Annotated in this window: 14 protein-coding genes and 2 tRNA genes; 10 read left to right on the top strand and 6 right to left on the bottom strand. The window is 40.8% G+C overall.

Going from position 1 to position 18,989, the window contains the following annotated elements; all coding sequences use genetic code 11:
• Positions 1 to 172: 172 nt before the first annotated feature.
• A complete protein-coding gene (locus BQ7314_RS12330; protein ID WP_174483984.1) occupies positions 173 to 1,189 on the top strand; it encodes a DUF1254 domain-containing protein in 1,017 nt (338 codons plus the stop codon).
• A 321-nt stretch (positions 1,190 to 1,510) separates the two neighbouring features.
• Here BQ7314_RS12330 and yegS read toward each other — a convergent pair whose 3' ends face one another.
• The 3 genes from yegS to BQ7314_RS12315 are packed head-to-tail and all read right to left on the bottom strand — an operon-like array spanning position 1,511 to position 3,677.
• Complete coding sequence (gene yegS, locus BQ7314_RS12325; protein WP_174483983.1) at positions 1,511 to 2,401, bottom strand: lipid kinase YegS; 891 nt, start codon at positions 2,399 to 2,401, stop codon at positions 1,511 to 1,513.
• A 47-nt stretch (positions 2,402 to 2,448) separates the two neighbouring features.
• Positions 2,449 to 3,423: an efflux RND transporter periplasmic adaptor subunit gene (locus BQ7314_RS12320; RefSeq protein ID WP_174483982.1), complete on the bottom strand. Its 975-nt coding sequence runs from the start codon at positions 3,421 to 3,423 to the stop codon at positions 2,449 to 2,451.
• A complete protein-coding gene (locus BQ7314_RS12315) occupies positions 3,420 to 3,677 on the bottom strand; it encodes a DUF3302 domain-containing protein (protein WP_174483981.1) in 258 nt (85 codons plus the stop codon). The genes BQ7314_RS12320 and BQ7314_RS12315 overlap by 4 nt, the downstream gene beginning before the upstream one ends.
• Positions 3,678 to 3,950: 273 nt before the next feature.
• On the opposite strand from BQ7314_RS12315, the gene BQ7314_RS12310 reads away from it, so the two are divergent.
• From BQ7314_RS12310 to BQ7314_RS12295, 4 genes are all read left to right on the top strand, one after another.
• Positions 3,951 to 5,033, top strand: coding sequence for an efflux RND transporter periplasmic adaptor subunit (locus BQ7314_RS12310; protein WP_174483980.1), 1,083 nt, complete (start codon positions 3,951 to 3,953; stop codon positions 5,031 to 5,033).
• A 9-nt stretch (positions 5,034 to 5,042) separates the two neighbouring features.
• Positions 5,043 to 8,102, top strand: a complete 3,060-nt coding sequence (locus BQ7314_RS12305; protein ID WP_245394991.1) for an efflux RND transporter permease subunit — start codon at positions 5,043 to 5,045, stop codon at positions 8,100 to 8,102.
• Positions 8,102 to 9,583 carry an efflux transporter outer membrane subunit gene (locus BQ7314_RS12300; RefSeq protein ID WP_174483979.1) on the top strand — a complete coding sequence of 494 codons (1,482 nt, stop codon included), beginning with the start codon at positions 8,102 to 8,104 and terminating at the stop codon, positions 9,581 to 9,583. Before BQ7314_RS12305 ends, BQ7314_RS12300 begins: the two co-directional genes overlap by 1 nt.
• 65 nt (positions 9,584 to 9,648) lie before the next feature.
• Positions 9,649 to 12,075: a fatty acid cis/trans isomerase gene (locus tag BQ7314_RS12295; protein WP_174483978.1), complete on the top strand. Its 2,427-nt coding sequence runs from the start codon at positions 9,649 to 9,651 to the stop codon at positions 12,073 to 12,075.
• A gap of 170 nt (positions 12,076 to 12,245) precedes the next feature.
• Here BQ7314_RS12295 and BQ7314_RS12290 read toward each other — a convergent pair whose 3' ends face one another.
• The 3 genes from BQ7314_RS12290 to BQ7314_RS12280 form a co-directional block, all read right to left on the bottom strand.
• Complete coding sequence (locus tag BQ7314_RS12290) at positions 12,246 to 12,944, bottom strand: potassium channel family protein (protein ID WP_174483977.1); 699 nt, start codon at positions 12,942 to 12,944, stop codon at positions 12,246 to 12,248.
• 333 nt (positions 12,945 to 13,277) lie between these two features.
• The gene (locus tag BQ7314_RS12285; protein ID WP_280953890.1) at positions 13,278 to 13,529 is read right to left on the bottom strand and encodes an aminotransferase class III-fold pyridoxal phosphate-dependent enzyme; all 252 of its coding nucleotides are present in this window, start codon (positions 13,527 to 13,529) and stop codon (positions 13,278 to 13,280) included.
• A 194-nt stretch (positions 13,530 to 13,723) separates the two neighbouring features.
• Entirely contained in the window at positions 13,724 to 14,908 is a 1,185-nt protein-coding gene (locus tag BQ7314_RS12280) for a pyridoxal phosphate-dependent aminotransferase (protein WP_174483976.1), read from the bottom strand.
• 86 nt (positions 14,909 to 14,994) lie between these two features.
• Here BQ7314_RS12280 and uvrB point away from each other — a divergent pair, with 86 nt between their 5' ends.
• The 5 genes from uvrB to BQ7314_RS12255 form a co-directional block, all read left to right on the top strand.
• Entirely contained in the window at positions 14,995 to 17,016 is a 2,022-nt protein-coding gene (gene uvrB, locus BQ7314_RS12275; RefSeq protein ID WP_280953889.1) for an excinuclease ABC subunit UvrB, read from the top strand.
• Between the two features lie 47 nt (positions 17,017 to 17,063).
• A tRNA-Val gene (locus tag BQ7314_RS12270) sits at positions 17,064 to 17,141 on the top strand.
• A gap of 54 nt (positions 17,142 to 17,195) precedes the next feature.
• A tRNA-Val gene (locus BQ7314_RS12265) sits at positions 17,196 to 17,272 on the top strand.
• Positions 17,273 to 17,767: 495 nt separating this feature from the next.
• Positions 17,768 to 18,376: a DUF1819 family protein gene (locus BQ7314_RS12260; protein WP_245394989.1), complete on the top strand. Its 609-nt coding sequence runs from the start codon at positions 17,768 to 17,770 to the stop codon at positions 18,374 to 18,376.
• A partial coding sequence (locus BQ7314_RS12255; RefSeq protein WP_174483975.1) for a DUF1788 domain-containing protein occupies positions 18,376 to 18,989 on the top strand: 614 nt, incomplete at its 3' end. The genes BQ7314_RS12260 and BQ7314_RS12255, both read left to right, overlap by 1 nt.

Raw genomic sequence — 18,989 nt, 5'->3', positions numbered from 1 at the left:
TGTTTGGTAGCTGTTTACTTTACACCTATGTCTTGTCTCAATTCAACCAGTGTATTGCTATCCGTTACTTTCAGAGGTTATGCACTTATTATACGAATTCAGGTAATATGACAATGATAAATATTTTAACTAAGCGCTATGAGTGCTTAACCTTAAGACAAGGAACTTTACTATGAAGGCGTTATTACCTGTCGCAATAGCGGTATTATTAACAGCATGTACCCTGCCTGGCTCAACTCCACCTGCCTCAATTTCGGTAGCAACAACTCCGATAATCGTGACCGAGGATAACTATGCTCAGGCTTATACCAATATGCGTTTTGCAGCAATACAAAAAAAAGCAGGTGGCGTCAATAAAATACTGGAAATGCCAGTTCCACCGAGTGACCCTGCCAAGCAATTTGTCGTTAGAATGAACAGGGATACTTTTTATTCTGTTGGTATTGTAGATCTATCAAAAGGTGATGTGTATGTCACTATACCGAATAAAAGCGATAGATACGTTACGCTGCAAATCGTGGATGAGAATCATGAAACATGGCCGATGGTTTATGGCGCAGGTAGACATAAAGTGACCGCGAAAACGAACTATGCCTTCATTGTTGTGCGTGCACTTGATGACAATGCGCGCAAAAATATCACTGTAGAGTCTCCTAGTGCCGTGCCATTTGTCGCAAAACAATGGGATATGGCATCATTTAAAAAAGTCGATAGTGCAGGAAATGCTGACTTTGCTGATGGATATGATCAGTCCAAGGCGTTTGGAAATGTAGAGTCGGGTCAAACTGATTATTTTAGATATGTTGGCGCTGCCGGTGGTTGGGGGGGTGCTATGGTAGAGGATAATATATATCAAACCACACCTTATAAGCCAAATAATGCTTGTTATTCACTCACTTTTCCTGACCCTAAAGATAAATATTTCTGGTCTGCAACTGTCTACAACGGTGACGGTCGTATGTTTAATGATAAGGCAAATATCTCTAGTGAAACTCATCCTGAAAAAAACAAAGATGGAAGCTACACTTTACACTTTGGCTGTGAGGGTATGAAAAATAACCTTCCAATTGTAGAAGGTAACACGACAGGTAAATGGAATATTTTGATGCGTCATTATGGCCCAAGTAAAAATGTTGCGGCTAACAAACCTGGTTATAACGTGACTGATATGATAAAAAAAGTTAAGTAATTTTGGGTAACGGTAGCAGTTCCAAGAAGTCGGGGGCATAGCTCGGTTATCTTATTCCCGAGCTGGACTCTTAGGTAACCTGATCTCGCGGAAAATAACTTGATCTCTTATAAACTTAATGTAGGTTGGCGCAGAGGCACGAAGCCCAACACTAGGACATTATATCCTGTTGGGTTTCGCAAGCTCAGCAGCAACCTACGCATTTTAGTCTCACCTCTGATTATCTTGAAAATATGTTCGCGGAATCCTATCAAAGATTTGGGTAAATTGATGCGCTGTTTTTTAAGTAATAGTTTAAATTTATTTTGAGATTTTGTTCTGCTATTTAAGACAGGGGCATGATTCTGGTAAAACCAGCTTAATGGCCTCAGGCATCACTTCAAAGCGTATTTTCTTGCTTTGATAGGGTTCTCCATCAAGATTAACAGGAATAATTTCATCAGATATACTCTCAATCCACGGGGTTTGAAAATATTTAATATATAAGCCATCAGCCGATGGGTTGCGGATTTCTTCTAGTACTCTAGGAATATCAGCAAGTGGAAATTGCGATATGATGACAACATCAAGCAAACCATCATTAATAAAGGCTTTCGGTGCCAGTACCTGTCCCCCTCCTGCTTGACGACCATTACAAACGGCAGCGACAACACCCGTTTGATCAGCTTCAATATCAGGTGTTTTTAACCGGCCTTCAAAAGGGATAAAATTAATGGCTTTAAGAACCCCAGTTAGTGTATAAGCACCACCACCCAAAAAGTTTTTCAGTTCAACAGGTGTTTCTGTTGTCACCTGAGCACCAAAACCAGCGGTTGCCATATTGACGCAATACCTATCATTGGTTTTGATCATGTCAATGGCTGAGCATTTTCCTGCAACAGCCAAGTGTAGCGCTTCCAGACTATTGGCTGGAATCTGGCAGGCCGTTGCGAAGTCATTAGCCGTTCCTAATGGCAAAATAGCTAACTCGGGACGTTGTTCAGCCGGTAATCTGGCCATTGCGTTAACCACTTCGTTAACACTGCCGTCACCGCCACCGATAACAATGCGCTGCACATTATCACGCACTGCTTCATTAACAAATCTCTCAATATCCCCATATTCATAGGTGACGCGTACTTCTACCTTATCAACTTGTTCACGCAAAGCAGTAATAGCAGAGCGTACAGAATCATATCCAGCCTTTTTTCCATTCAGTAATATATGTACCATTACATCTCCTCTTTTTATACTTTTTATATTAAGATGATTCCCGTTCCTTAAGGCAGGATATAGTTCATCCAAGCTGTCATACGCAGCATCACCTTACGGATAATATGTGTGCTTGTAACCGAGTCAGTATAAATAGCACCAATTCCGTAGGCACCACCAGGTAGTCCATGGTTGATGCTTAAGGCTTCAAACTCGGTATCATTAGGCATAATATCCTCTAATTTTAGTACGACTGAATAGGGAAGAGCCTTATCAAGTGCTGTAGGGGCTAAAGGGATGTCACCGTTAGGTAAAAGGTGGCCTGTTTTAGTGATTGGGATAATCGCTTCGACCTTTGCATTAAATACTTTGCCTGGCTGTAGCTTAAATGTCACTTCTGCGGCCTGACCAATACGGATATGGCGAATTGCATTTTGATTGATTCCAATGGCTACTTTTTGTTTATTCGAGATCACAAATGAGATATAACTGCGCACTATAAATTTTCCTACCCGATGGCCAGGATAGAGTGAAAGTCCAGTAACATAGCCATCACCAGGTGCTCGGACAACTGTTGATTCTAGGTCATATCTTGCTGCATCCAACTCAGCAGCGAGCTTGCCAACTTCGGCGGTAAATTTATCAACATCGAGCTTCGACCCGACTTTTCTTGCATACAGTTGCCGTGCACGCTGAAGATTCGCTGTAGAAAGTTTTAAATTTGCTTCCAGTTTATCGACGGCCGCTTGAAATGGGCGTGGCTCAATTTTAAATAATACATCACCTTTTTTAAGAGGCTGTAAGGGTTTTACGGGAACTTCCGTTACCTGACCCGTGATATTAGGGGTAATTTCGACCAAGTATTGATAATTATTGGTTGTACCACCTGGTGCTCCCCATTGCATAGGCATAAATAACAGTAGAAATAGTAGTACTATCCATACTAGAGGGGAGAGTTTCCACCATAGTGTGAGCTGGATGACTTTTAATTTAATCAGGATAAATAATATGGCAACATAAAGGATAGTGAGAAAAGCTATCATACTTCAGACTCCTGATGAATGATCTCAGTCGTTTTGGCTTGAGGTTTAGTATAGGCCCAGATATAGGCGATTGGGCTGAATATACCCATTGTAAGTGCACCGATCCAGCCACAAATTTTTATAGCATCTGATTGTGGGTGATTTCGGCTGCGGGCTATTCGCCCAGGTAACATCCCTAATATTACCCATGCCGCTATTGTGGTAGCGAATAGTATCAATAGTACAAATAGCGCAAATAGATCAAGCCCTGTCATACGATTTTCCCCTGAAAAATAAATATAATAAAACTAAATTACATGTTAAATAATTTATAAATACGCCTTATGCAATGCTATGAATATATAACATGAGCATAGTGTATTTGTAGTTCCTAGCGAATGAACCTTGGTATTTTAATATTAGAAGAACATTGTAACCGCGTACAGAGCTTGAAAAAATTCAAAACAGAAAACTGGCAGTTTTTGGATATTATAGTGTATGGGCTCTATAGTAGAATATTCCCCATATACAATTAAATGGAACAACGAATGAAAGCACTTAGCTCACTGACTGCATTTTTCTTATGTTATATGTCATTAACTGGCTGCACAAATAAGCCAGATAAACAGGCGGAAAAACCACCACGTCCGGTAGAAGTCAGAACCTTATCTTCAGGTACTGATGATTTAAGTGCACAGTTTACGGGAGTTTTACAAGCGGCGGAACGCGCTAATTTAGCCTTTCGTGTGCCTGGACAAATTGAAGCGATTCTTGTTAAAGAAGGAGAATCTGTCAAAAAGGGCGAATTACTTGCCAGGTTAGATCCTCATGACTTCCAGATCTCAGTGGGTACCTTTGAGGCAAACCTGCTCAAGGCTGAAGCAGCCTATCAATTTGCTCTGGTACATAATAAAAGAGTCAATACTGCTGCACTTGATAATGCCATTGCAGCAATTAAATTAGAACAGTCAGAAGCTGAGCTAGCCGCGGCTTCTGCAAATATAAAAGTAATAAAACAAGGTCTGCAACGAGCAAAAAATGCGCTGAGCTACACTCGATTACTTGCTCCATTTGCAGGCGTTGTCGGAAATGTAAAACCCAAAGCATATGAACAGGTTCTTCCAGGTGTTCCTGTTATCACTTTACAGCAACAAGGGGAACTTGAAGTGGTTGTTGATGTACCGGAAAGATTATTACATCGTTTTTCTATAGGTAAACAAGGAACAGTACACTGGCAAGGGAGTGAACGTAAAATACCTGCCAAAGTGACAGAAATATCCTCGGTAGCGGGTAAAATATCCCGAACTTATGATGTTACTATGCGCTTTAGTGAGGCAACTACGGATCTGGTTCCAGGTAAATCTGTTTTTGTTGATATACCTTTATTACAAGCACAAATGAAGCATATTTTCTGTGTTCCCTATGAATCCATTCTACTCAAAGGCAAGCAGGCGAGCATCTTTGTCGTAACGAACCATATAGCACGGCAACATACTGTTAAAATTATGCATACCTTGCAGGACCAGGTTTGTATTCAAGGTAATTTGCAAGGTGATGAAACCATCGTGAGTGCAGGTGTTCATTTCTTAGAAGAGGGTCAGCAAGTTGGTAAGCTGATCTCTGCTGAATAGGAGAGGATAATGAATCTTGCTGAATTTGCAATTCGCCAACGTGTGTTTGTTGTTTTTTTTACGGTACTGTGTGTGATCGCTGGCATTATTTCCTATTTTGATCTGGGAAAACTAGAAGACCCTACTTTTACGGTTAAAAGTGCTGTGGTTGTGGTTCTCTATCCTGGTGCTTCGGCCAGTGAGGTAGAGCGGCAGGTAACCGATAAACTGGAAATCAAACTACAGGAAATGGAGTCGCTGTGGAAACTGCGCACTCTATCCCGGCCAGGCAGTGCCATGATTTTTCTGGATCTTTATGATGAGTACAAAACAGATCGACTGCCAGAACAATGGGATCTATTACGACGTAAAGTCAGTGATGTCAAACTGGAATTACCGCCTAGTGCTCAAATTAGCATAGTCCTAGATGAGTTTTCTACCGTGTATGGCATGGTTTTTTCTGTGTATGGTGATGGCATTGAGTATGCTCATTTACGAGATTATGCAAAAGAGTTACAACGACGTATTAAGTCCGTTGCAGGCATTGCAAAAATAGAGATGCACGGTGAAAGAAAGCGGGTTGTCAATATTGATTTACGCGTTGAAGATCTGGCACGTTGGAAACTCTCTACCGCACAGGTGCTGACTCAGTTAGCCGGCCAGAATATGATGGAACCGGGAGGAAGCTTTATCGCTGGTAGCGAACGTATTCGTGTTGATATGAGCGGCACTTTCCAGACTCTGGATGATATACGTGACATGACTGTACGCGGTGGAATTGGTGAGATAGGAAAAGGCATTATTAGATTAGGCGATGTCGCTGATATCACGCTGGATTATCAAACACCGCAATTGACTGAAAGCCGCTACAACGGACATCCTGCTGTTACGCTGGCAGTGAGTCCGCGTACCGGCATTAATGTTGTCTCTTTGGGTGGTACATTGAAAAAGGTGATTGATGATTATCAGCAGGAATTGCCGTTAGGGGTAGAAATCGGTATTGCTGCTTTTCAGCCCGATGAAGTGCAAAAATCAATCAGCAGCTTTATTATTAATCTTTTGGAATCTATTGTCATTGTTGTCGCCATCCTGTTTATTTTTATGGGCTGGCGCAGTGCTACCATCGTGGGTAGTACGCTAATATTGGCTATTCTATGTACCTTGATTTATATGCTGCTTAGTGATATTGCCTTGCAGCGGGTATCGGTAGGCACATTTATACTGGCTTTGGGTATGCTGGTGGATAACTCCATTGTCATTACCGATATGATCTCAACCAAGTTAAAAAAGGGTATAGATCGCCTCGAAGCGGCAAGCAGTTCAGTAAAAGAAACTGGTATTCCATTACTGGCAGCGACGGTGATTGCCTTTACAGGTGCAAGCCCGGTATTTTTTTCTACCACCGACTCAGGTGAATTTTCAATTTCCGTTTTTCAGGTACTGTGTAGCTCTTTACTACTTTCCTGGATTATTGCGATGACGATTACACCTCTGATGTGCTGGAAATGGCTTAAGGTCGATGTAGAGCAAGAGAAAGGACAGGTAGAAGAAAATAAATTTATGCGCCGCTACGGTAAAGCCGTGCACTGGACCATCAACTCGCCTAAAAAAGCGGTTATGTTAGTTATTCCTCTGCTGCTAGTGACTCTGGTTGCTGCCATGAATCTCCCAGTTAATTTCATGCCTTATTCTGACCGTCCTCTTATTTTTCTAGATTATTGGCTACCCAATGGCAGTAAGATTGAGCAGACTTCGGCAGATATGCAAAAAATTGAACAATGGCTGCTTAAGCAACCACAAGTAAAAGATGTTACCACTTTTGTTGGTGAATCTGCCCCTCGTTTTTCAGTGACCGTGGAACCTGAGCCACTAGACCCCAGTTACGGGCAATTTCTCATCAATGTGAACGACCATACACAAATAGATGAGCTGGTACAGTCGGGTGATATTTGGCTACGTGATAATTTCCCTAATGCCGAGCCTCGCTTTCGTAATCTTAAACTTGCTACCAAAGATAAGTATAGCCTTGAAGCGCGCTTCTCAGGGCCTGACCCAGAAGTACTGCATCAGTTGAGTAATCAGGCTAAGGATATTCTGGCAGCACACCCGCAAACAAAGTATATTCGTGATGATTGGCGGCAACAATCTACAGTACTTGTTCCACTACTAAATCAGGAAGAGGGTAGGCGTTCTGACCTTAACCGCATCGATATTGCAGCGGCTATACAGCGTTCCACAGATGGTTTTCCCGTTTCTTTTTTTCGCCAGAACGATCGCCTGATCCCGATTAAAATTCGCAGCCCACACTCCAATATGGGCAATCTGGATTCCATTCCAGTGCGCTCCTTATTGGGTGGCCATGGCGCTCCACTGGGACAATTAGTGAGTGAATTTAAACTGGAAGGTGAAGAAACCATGATCTGGCGTCGTAATCGTATGCCGACAATATCGGCTCAGGCTGATGTTCAGCAAGGCGTTATTGCCACAAAAGTACAAGGCGAGATTGCGCCAGATATTGAAAAGATTGCTCTCCCTACAGGCTATACTATGGAATGGGGTGGGGAATACTATGAGGCGCGTCGTGCGGTGGTTGATGTCTTTTCGCAACTGCCTAAAACGGCATTAATTAGTCTGGTTATTATGGTCGCTTTGTTCAACGGTTTTTTGCAACCTGCCATTATTCTTATTACCTTGCCACTGGCATCTATAGGTATTATTGCCATGATGATGATAACGGGGCAACCCTTCGGTTTTATGGCTCTTGTTGGCGCTATAAGCCTCTCTGGTATGATTACTAAAAATGGTATTGTGCTACTAGATCAGATCGGGATTTTTCGCGAAAAAGGGCTGTCCATCAAAGAAGCAGTGGAGACGGCTACTCTGGATCGTACCATGTCGATTAGTATGGGGGCACTCACCACGCTGCTCGGTATGATTCCACTATTGTCAGATCAGCTATTTGGGCAGATGGCTGCCTGTATTATTGGTGGTCTAGCGGTTGCTACTTTTTTATCGCTGTTTATCATGCCCGCTTTATATATCATTTTTAATGCCAGTAAGATTCAGGCAGAGCAAGCAGGAGCCAGCTGATGAAAATATCCAAATTATTTTTTATCTTACTTATTTTTGCTATTAGTGCCTGTGCGCCAGAATACAAGAAACCTGATACCCGAGTACAGGAGGTATATCTTAGCCAGGAAACAGCTAAAGGCACGAGTATAGACAATGCGTTAAGGCTGGATTGGTGGCACCATTTTAATGACCCCATACTGAATAAACTGGTTAGTGATGCCCAGAAACAGAATATTCCCATTCAGGTGGCAGTGGAACGAATTCAGGCAGCACGTGATTTTCAGACGGCAATTGCTTCGTTTCGGATACCCAGCCTAAATGTCGGTGCAGGTTTTCAGGCGACTCAATTTAGTAGAAATAGTCCTCTTTTGGGTCCTCTATTAAATTTTCAAAATCCCATCAATGGCTCAACTGGGCTTATTAATCGAGAAAATTCCTCGGTTTTTACAGGTATCTCAGCTAGCTGGGAGCTTGATCTTTTTGGTCGTATCAAGAAAAAGGCTGAAGCGGCGGGTATACGCGCTGAGCAGGCAGAGATTTTCCGTAGAGGACTGGTCATTATCATGACCTCTGATGTGATTAATAACTACCTTCAATTACGTGGGGCGCAGAACCGGCTGGATATAGTCAAAAAAAATATTGATCAGCAAAATCAGGTGATGGCCTTTATCCAAAGCAACTACAATGCTGGACTTATCTCCGGACTTGAGCTCTCACGCGCACAAGCTTTACTTTCGCTGACTGAGTCAACCCAACCGCTACTGGAAACAGCCGAGAAAGTACATGCTTTCAGATTAGCGACTTTATTACATCGACCGTCACAGGAAATACTTGAGTTACTTGCCGAGCACAAGGAGTTACCTATGTTGGAAGCTGTTATTCCAGTAGGCTTGCCCTCTGACCTTCTTAAACGGCGACCCGATATCGCGATTGCTGAGCGGGAAATGGCACTCACTAATGCAGAAGTCGGTGCTGCCATTGCAGCGAGATACCCCCGATTTTTCCTAAAAGCAGGTGTTGGTGTTAATGCTAAAGATATTACTGATCTTTTTGAAGAGGCATCTACTTTCTATGGTGTGGGAGTGGGAGTTCGATGGAATATTTTTGATGGTGGTTTACGTAAAGCACTACAGAATATTTCAGAAAGTAATTTTCGTGCTGCGGCACTGCTTTATGCTCAGGCGGTACATAAAGCGATCGGTGAAACTGAAGCGATGCTGGTCAACTATGGTAATATCCAGCGTTATGCCAAACTTGTTAAAGAATCAGATGAACAAGCTGAAATATCACTTAATAAGGTCAGTTCCCTTTATGAAGCAGGATTGATTAATCATCTTGCCGTGCTCACAGCGCAGCAGCAGAAAAATCAGGTGTCTGACCTTGAGGTGATTTCTCGCCTGCAGACAGCCAGTGCCGTTGTTTTACTGTATAAGTCACTGGGTGGAAACTGGGAAGAAGATGCACCAAAATTCGAAGAAAATAAAACTGAATGGTGGTAAGACAGTGAGTATCTCAAAACTTAAAAGTATTAATTAATTGGAACATCACAATAGCATCTAACATCATGAGTCAATATATAAGTGCAAAGTTTTACACGCTATTAATGCTTTTTATGATTATTAGTGGCTGTACAACAGCGTTCCAGTCAGTTATGCCTCAATCCCTGGATTTTGAGGCTTTATATGGGCCGTCGAAGCCTAAACAACGGCTTGTACTCAGTGATGAGCTCGCACCAGATGCAGTTTCCTATCACAAGGATATTAAACCAATCCTGGAGTCACGCTGTGTTGCCTGCCATGCCTGTTATGATGCACCGTGCCAATTAAAATTAGGCTCAATCTCCGGCGTGGATAGAGGGGCTACAAAACAACTGGTTTATGATCGTGGCAGATTACAAGCAACTACGCCAACTCGACTATTTATTGATGCTGTCGATACTGAAGGGTGGCGGGGTAAGGCGTTTTACCCAGTTTTGAATGAACGTATAGATTCTCCTCAAGCGGGCTTGAATAATTCTTTGTTTGCTAAATTAATTCAGCTTAAACGGATTAACCCACTTTCTGAATCAGGTCAATTGGCAGACTCATTTGAGTTAGACCTAGACAGAAAGCTGGAATGCCCAACGATTAATGAATTTAACAGTTATCAGCAAAAGCATCCAGATTGGGGCATGCCTTACGCGTTGCCTGGCTTATCTTTAAAACAGGAAAATATCATCATGACCTGGTTGCAGGAAGGGGCAAAATTTGATGCTCAAGTTCCTTTATCAGAGTCAGCAATAGCATCTATAGCACAATGGGAACATTTTTTTAACCGTGTTACATTAAAACAGCAACTTGTTTCACGCTATATTTATGAGCATTTATTTATCGGACATATTCACTTTAAGGGACACCCTGATAATGAGTTTTATCATCTGGTTCGCTCGACCACTCCACCAGGCCAGCCAGTCAATGAAATCGCAACATTATTGCCCTATGATGCACCAGGTGTCAGTCAATTTTATTATCGATTACGCCCGATAGAAGCAACCATCGTCGAAAAAACACATTTTGTTTATGAATTAAGTGATGACAAAATGCAACGCTATGAAGAATTATTTTTTCAAAGTGACTATAGCGTCACTCAACTACCATCCTATCAATCCGACGTCGCCGCAAATCCTTTTTTGGCGTTCGCCCAAATACCCTATCCTTTACGTTATCAATTTTTGCTAGATGATGCTCAATATTTTATCTCAGGTTTTATTAAAGGGCCAGTATGTACAGGGCAAATAGCATTGAGTGTCATACGGGATAGGTTTTGGATTGCTTTTTTTAAACCCAGTGCAAAAAATAAGCAAAAAGAATTATATGATTTTCTGGAAAAACAACAAGTGCCTTTAAGTTTACCAGGGTCTGCTGGCAAAAATATGAGCCTGTTTGATGTTCTAAAATACAATAATTATGCTAAGCAATATCTCAAAAATAAAGATCAGTTTGACAACCAGCTTATAAGAAAGGTTGGCCCTTTTCAAATGGAAGATATCTGGGATGGAAGTGGAGTTAACCAGAATGCTGTGCTGACAGTGTTCAGGCATTTTAATAGTGCAACGGTTGTACAAGGACTGGTTGGAGATGTTCCCTTAACGGGTTGGATTGTTGATTATCCTATTCTGGAAAGAATTCATTACTTACTTGTTGCTGGATACAATGTTTATGGATCAGTTCATCACCATTTGGCTCCGCGACAATATATGGATTTTTTACGCATGGAAGGAGAGAGTAACTTTCTCAGATTGATGCCCACTGATCAACGTAAAAAAATTCATGCCAGCTGGAATAAAGGAATAACAGGAAAGGTTGCCGATTATATAAATACTCCCTACTACAGTGCCGCTTATGAAACAGGCGTGGACTATCAAACAACACAGTATAAAAAAGAGTTTTATCAGCAGCTTAGACAGAGATTAGGTAAAGCCGCAGGCAAAAAAGATTTTTTAAATCACTGTGAAGAGGAGGCCTGCAGTAGAAAAGGTGCATCTCCATTGCAACATAAAATTGATAATAGTATGCGCGAGCTGGCAAAATTCAAAGGCTATGATTTGGAGCTTCTGCCAGAAATATCACTGCTACGGGTAAGAACTCAACAGGCACAAAATGACCCAGTTTATACCTTGGTATTAAATAAATATTTAAAAAATGTCGCTTTTATGACAGGGGAAGATCTTCGCAGAGAGCAGGAGCTTGATACGTTAACCGTTATTCCCGGTTTTTTGGGCAGTTACCCAAATTTTTTCTTTGAAGTTCAAGAAGCACAATTGCCAGAGTTTATTGCAGCCATCAAACAGGCACGTAGTGATAAGGATAAAGATGCATTTTACAAAAAATTTGGCATACGCCGGACTAACCCTGAAATCTGGCAATCTGTTGACTGGTTTAACGCGCAGCATAAAAAATATCGGGGTGTGCGTGCGGGCTTATTTGATCTGAATCGGTATCTTAATCTGTAATATTTTATGGGTAAGTGAGCGGGAAAAATACCTGCTCACGCTACAGGCTTAGCCAAGTTTTCGATTTATAATTCTTGTTTTTCAATTTGTTATGTGGCGTGTGTATTATTAATCACTACTTTAAAAAGCTGGGTTAGGGCTGAGGATGACTAAAGCTTTTCTTTGTGTACCTACTCTTTATCTTGGTTCACTTGCGCAGTATTAAGACTCACTAAGCGAGCCACTAGAACAGTAAGATAAACCTGCCCTATAACCGCCTCAAGGGCAGACAGGTTTTTTGCCCATGGAGTGACAGGGGTGATGTCGCCATAACCCAGTGTAGTCAGGGTGACTATACTGTAATATAGCATGTCCATTATTAAGGCTGGAGGCTCATTGACTAATTTTGCAAGGGTAAAGCTACCAGGTGACAGAGTTTCCACTAAGATATAGGCCATTCCCCAAGCGACACCCAATGATAAATAAATACAGATTGCAGCATTAATGGTGTGTTGGCTAACCTTTTTCACTTGCATGATAAAGGAGAACAGCTCGAAATTGCAGAACAACAATACACTAATACCTAATAAATAGCTTGCCACCCATAGATATTGTTCCAGGTAAACCCAATATAACCAGCGTAGTATAATTGCAGGAAGACCAAGTAATAGTGCGAATATCATGTACTGACGGCGTGTGGACAGGGCATAGGTAGTTGTTCCTATCACGATGGAAAATACGATGTCACCCATAAAAGTAAGTAGTATCTGGTTACCTGAAAAAATAGGCTGTACCAGAAATAACACAAGAAAGGCCATCAGTAACAAGGTAAAGCGTTTCTCTATATCCTTATCCTGTGGCCTCGATGTCGGTATATTCTTTAGTTTCATAATGAAAAAGTTGATATTAATTCAGTACACTACGTACAGCTTCTTGTGGTCTACTTTTTAAGTCAGTTTAGATGTGCTGTTTATTTTGTATCGAAGTAAGTCACTTCAGAGGTACTTTACTTCAATACGGGAAGTATTGAAAAATGACTGTGGAAAAGGGGTGATTTGAAAAAACACCTATTAAAATGTGCGGGTTTACTTAACCATTACACTATTTTGACGCTAGCCAAAGAGATTTTTAGAAAAGATTGACGAGAGTTTTTTGAGAAAATAGCTTTTTCGTTTAGGTACAAGTTAATGTCCGTGTTAAGTTTAGAATCATGCAATATCTTACTACATTTCACTAACAATTTTTACGACAGCCATTATCAACTGATCAAGCTCTTTGTCGGTAATAATAAACGGTGGCATCAGGTAGATTAATTTGTTAAAGGGACGTACCCAGACCCCTGCAGCCACAAATTGAGGTTGTAAATTTTGCAGATTTATTACTTGATGTAATTCTATAACACCAATGGCGCCCAACACTCTTACCTCTTTTACATGTTTATATTGTTGGCAAGGGCTTAGGCCTTGTTGTAATATGCAACAAATCTATCTCATGAAATACTTGGTGCTCCTGTCGCCAAAAATTCTTTTATATACGGAGAGAATTGGATGATCCCCAGTACACTCTGTGCCCACTTCACAACGCACAAGTGTAGGCGACAATTTTGTCGCCTACTGTGGAGTAAAAATCATCACTTCACTAGACATTTTAAATATGTTTACGAGAGAATTTAAGTCATCACGCGTTTAATTCTCTCTAGTGCAGTTTGTAAGTTCTCCATACTAGTCGCAATAGATATTCTGATATGGCCAGGACAGCCAAATGCCGAGCCAGGTACTAAAGCAACATCCGCTTTTTCAATAAAGTATTCGGCTAAATCGAGGTCGTTATTAACGCCATCAAGTTGCGCTATTAGTTTTTCGACATTAGGGAATACATAAAAAGTCCCGTCGGATTTTAAGCAATCAACACCCGGTAGTTTATTTAATTCTTCAACGACATAATCATGACGTTTTTTGAATTCTACCAGCATCGTATCAATGCAACTTTGGTCGCCATGTAAAGCTTCTTCAGCCGCTACTTGAGAGATAGAGGCTGGGTTTGATGTGCTTTGTGACTGCACTTTACGCATGCCTGTAATGATCTCTGCAGGCCCTGCGGCATAACCAATACGCCAGCCTGTCATAGAGTAAGCTTTAGATACGCCATTTAAGACCATGCAGCGATCATAAAGCTCAGGGCATGCATTGAGTATATTAACAAAGCTTCCTTTTTGCCACAGAATATGCTCATACATATCATCAGTAGCAATAATAATATCAGGATATTCCAATAAAACAGTGGCAAGCGCTTTTAACTCTTCTAAAGTATAAGCCACACCTGTCGGGTTGGAGGGACTATTAATTACAAATAAACGCGTTTTATCTGTAATCGCTGCCCGTAATTGTTCAGGCGATATTTTGAACAATTGCGCTTGTGTTGTTTCAATAATAATCGGTGTAGCATCAGCTAATAACACCATATCTGGATAAGAAACCCAGTAAGGTGCAGAAATAATGACTTCATCACCTCTATTTAGCAATGCTTGCGCTAAATTATAAAAGCTTTGCTTGCCGCCCGAAGAAACTAAAATCTGTTTTAAGTTGTATTCAAAGCCATTATCTTTTTTGAATTTATCAATAATGGCTTGTTTTAAGCTAGGTGTGCCATCAACAGCAGTATATTTTGTAAAGCCATTATTAATTGCTTTGATAGCGGCTTCTTTAATGTGAATAGGGGTGTCAAAGTCCGGTTCTCCGGCTCCTAAACCGATAATGTCTCTACCTGCTGCACGCATTTCAGCAGCTCTCGCTGTAATGGCAAGCGTTGGAGACGGTTTGACTGCGCTAAGACGGTCAGAAAGGTTGATGCCCATTAAGCTTCCTCAAGTCAATAAGTGATAGTTGGGTGAATTATACCCTAGGAATAATAGTTTGTTAGAATGTCTAATTACTCAAGATAATGTCAGAAAAGGTGCGTGTGGACAAGCTATTTAATATTCATAGTCAATTTAAACCAGCGGGAGATCAGCCAACGGCCATTAAGCAGCTGATAGAAGGCTTAAGTGATGGTGAAGTGCATCAAACTTTACTCGGTGTGACTGGCTCAGGTAAAACCTTTACTATTGCTAATGTAATCAATGAGGTGCAGCGACCAGCTATGATTATGGCGCCGAATAAAACCTTAGCAGCGCAACTTTATGGGGAAATGAAAGAGTTTTTTCCTGAAAATAGCGTTGAGTATTTTGTGTCTTATTATGACTATTATCAGCCAGAAGCTTATGTACCTGCATCAGACACCTTTATTGACAAAGATGCCTCGCGCAATGAGCATATAGAGCAAATGCGTTTATCCGCAACGAAAGCATTACTTGAGCGCAAAGATACCATCGTAGTGGCTACTGTTTCCGCTATTTATGGCTTAGGCGAGCCTGAATCTTATTTTAAAATGGTTTTACACCTAGTGCGTGGCGATATGATTAATCAGCGTGATTTATTGCGCCGTCTAGCAAGTATGCAATATACACGCAATGATATAGAACTACGCCGAGCAACTTATCGCGTGCGAGGTGAGGTTATTGATATATTTCCAGCAGAATCTGAAGAAGCCGCTTTACGCATAGAATTATTTGATGATGAAATTGAGCGCCTATCACTATTTGACCCATTAACGGGGGAGATTTTACACCGAGTCGCTCGCTATACAGTTTACCCTAAAAGTCACTATGTAGCGCCACGCGAAAAACTACTCGAAGCGGTAGAAAAAATTAAAGTTGAGTTAAAAGACCGCTTGGAGCAATTACGCTCAATGAATAAATTAGTAGAAGCTCAGCGCTTAGAGCAGCGCACTTTGTTTGATATTGAAATGATTTACGAGGTCGGTTACTGCTCTGGTATTGAAAATTATTCACGGTACTTATCGGGCCGTGACGATGGTGAATCCCCGCCTACTATGTTTGATTATTTGCCGGATAATGCTCTGATTATTATTGATGAAAGTCATGTTACGATCCCACAAATTGGCGCGATGTATAAAGGTGATCGCTCGCGTAAAGAAACTTTGGTGGAGTACGGTTTTAGGTTGCCTTCTGCTTTAGATAATCGTCCAATGCGTTTCGATGAATTTGAAAGTAGAGTAGGGCAGAGAATTTATGTTTCAGCTACTCCGAGTCGCTATGAAAAAGAAAATTCAGGTCGCTTTATTGAGCAAGTTGTTCGGCCAACGGGGTTATTGGACCCAGAAATTGAAGTACGGCCAGCAACAAGCCAAGTAGATGATCTATTATCTGAAATCAATATTCGGGTAGATAAAAAAGAGCGCGTACTGGTAACAACTCTGACAAAAAGAATGTCTGAAGATTTGACTGAATATTTAATGGAGCATGGTGTACGCGTGCGTTATTTACATTCAGATATTGATACTGTTGAGCGCGTAGAAATTATTAGAGATTTACGTTTAGGTGAGTTTGATGTGCTAGTCGGTATTAACTTACTGCGTGAAGGCTTGGATATTCCTGAAGTTTCCTTAGTCGCGATTTTAGATGCCGATAAAGAAGGTTTTTTGCGATCTGTTGTTTCTTTAGTACAAACCATAGGTCGTGCTGCGAGAAACTCAAATGGAAAAGCGATCTTATATGGCGATAAGATAACAAAATCTATGGCTCAAGCTATAGAAGAAACACAAAGAAGGCGAGAAAAGCAAGTTTTGTTTAATATTCAGCAAGGGATTACGCCTACGACTATTTTTAAATCAGTTACAGATATATTAGAAGCAACCATTCCAGGGGCGGGGCTTAATCAAGCCTCTAAAAATAAAGTAGCAGAGCAAAAAAACAATTACACAGCATTATCTCAAAAGGAAAAAGAGAAAAAGTTAACGCAGTTAGAAAATCAAATGTACCAGTACGCAAAAAACCTAGAATTTGAAGCCGCCGCAAGGGTTAGAGATGATATAAAACAATTACAGTTAGAAATGTTGGTTTAGTTGTTGCAATAAGCTTTTTTTTAATTATAATAAACAGAATAAGTTTTAGGCGTGTAGCTCAGTCTGGTTAGAGCGCTACTATTACATGGTGGAGGTCAGTAGTTCAAATCTATTCGCGCCTACCATAACTTATGATTATATTTATCATAAATATAATACTCACAATATAGATACAATATAGGCGCGTAGCTCAGTTGGTTAGAGCACTACCTTGACATGGTAGGGGTCGGTGATTCGAATTCACTCGTGCCTACCATCTAAACGACCGTTTTAGATGGTAAAAAGCTATTTTCTGAAATTCAAAAAACATTTCAATTTTAATGAGCTAACTTTAGGTTAACTTCTAGGATTTATTTTTAGAGTAAAGATTTTATTTACCTGCTGTTCATCAAATAAACAAGATGCATAATACTTGCTGAGAAGATTAAGGTTAGTGCAATTGATACACCGATTGTGGATCGTTTTAAAAAATTTGATATTGATCTTCCAACGTCAGAGCAAATGCTCATGATTATAAAAAATCAATATGCGCGTATCTGTCAAAAAGAAACTGCCGGATTTTTTCGATGACGATATTAATGAAGAGACACTAAAATTACTTATGTCAGTTTCAACCGCGAAAAGCTCAAAAAACACTAAAATGTGTTTGATTGAGTTGGTGGTATGCGAAGCCCTGAAAGAAGTTTAATGTGGTTTTAGATGTTGCTATACTACAAAGTTAATAAAAGTTTATGGGTTGCAAAGGTCGAAAATGCAGGATATACATATAAAAAATTATGTAGGTGACCTAAGTGGCGGTAGCCTGTTAATTGCCGAGACCCGCATTATTGCTTCTATTCAATTAGAAAATCTCTCTGATGAGCAATGGCAACAACGCATTGTTGAAGATAATGTTCTGCAAAAGAAATCCACTCAAACAGCATCACGCTTTGCTAAGGTAATTCGTAAGCGCTTAAATGCAATGGGTAATGATTATACTCAGGCCTTAATTCATGTGTCGGATCGTGCTTATGTGCAATTATTATTAGCCGGATTTATCGTGCAATCCCCCATCATTTCTGATTTTATGCGAGAATGCCTTGCTGAAGCGAAACGTACTTATAAACCAACCATATCAACCCACGCATGGAGTGATTTTTTTGAAGATCGCATGCGAGTTTTTCCAGCATTAGCAAATTACTCTGCATCGACCCAAAAGAGAATGGGAAGCCATGTCATTAAAGCCTTAGTCGATGCTGGATATCTCAATTCACCACGCCAACGACAGCTACAGGTCGTTTACCTATTGCCTGAAGTCATAGCAACTTTAAGTAAAATTAATAAACAAGAGCTTATCGCGGTCATGGAGTGTACCCAATAATGCATCAACCAGTAGATAAAGCCCTGCAAGCGCGATTGGATTTAGTGCTTGAGCGGATAGAATGCCCTAAATTTCTTAAAAATGACGGCTTAGGTAATGAAGTTGGCTTCTGGATTTTTGATTATTCGCCAAAATCAGAACTGATTGTCAGAGACTATTTGAGCCATCTTACCGAAAAGCTCAGTAAACATAACCATCATTTTGCCCATATCAATGTCTTTCAAGCCTTAACCGATATGCTCAATGCACGCGGCTTATTAGAGCGTACTTTTGCTCGTGAGAAACAAGTTGGAGCTGATGCTTTGCGTAAAACCTTAGCAGGTCCACTAAGCCAGGATAAAATCGCCAGGTTTATTGCTGAGCAAGCCTTTAAAGCCAATAATCAATCAAACTTGGATTTTCTTTTATTATCTGGTTTAGGTAATGCCTGGCCGTTAGTGCGTGGACATGAATTACTCAGTGCTTTGCAAGGTGTTATGGGCAATACGCCGCTTATTTTGTTTTATCCAGGGTCATATAGCGGCAGAGATTTACATCCTTTTGGCATGATTGAATCCCGTAATTATTATCGTGCCTTTAAACTCGTTCCTGAAGATGGCAAATCATCATCCCT

This window comes from methanotrophic endosymbiont of Bathymodiolus puteoserpentis (Logatchev) (genome assembly GCF_900128525.1).
In the GTDB taxonomy this organism is placed as follows: Bacteria; Pseudomonadota; Gammaproteobacteria; order Methylococcales; family Methylomonadaceae; genus Methyloprofundus.
Note: the sequence above shows the minus strand (reverse complement) of the source record. Positions and strands in the feature narration are given on the sequence as shown.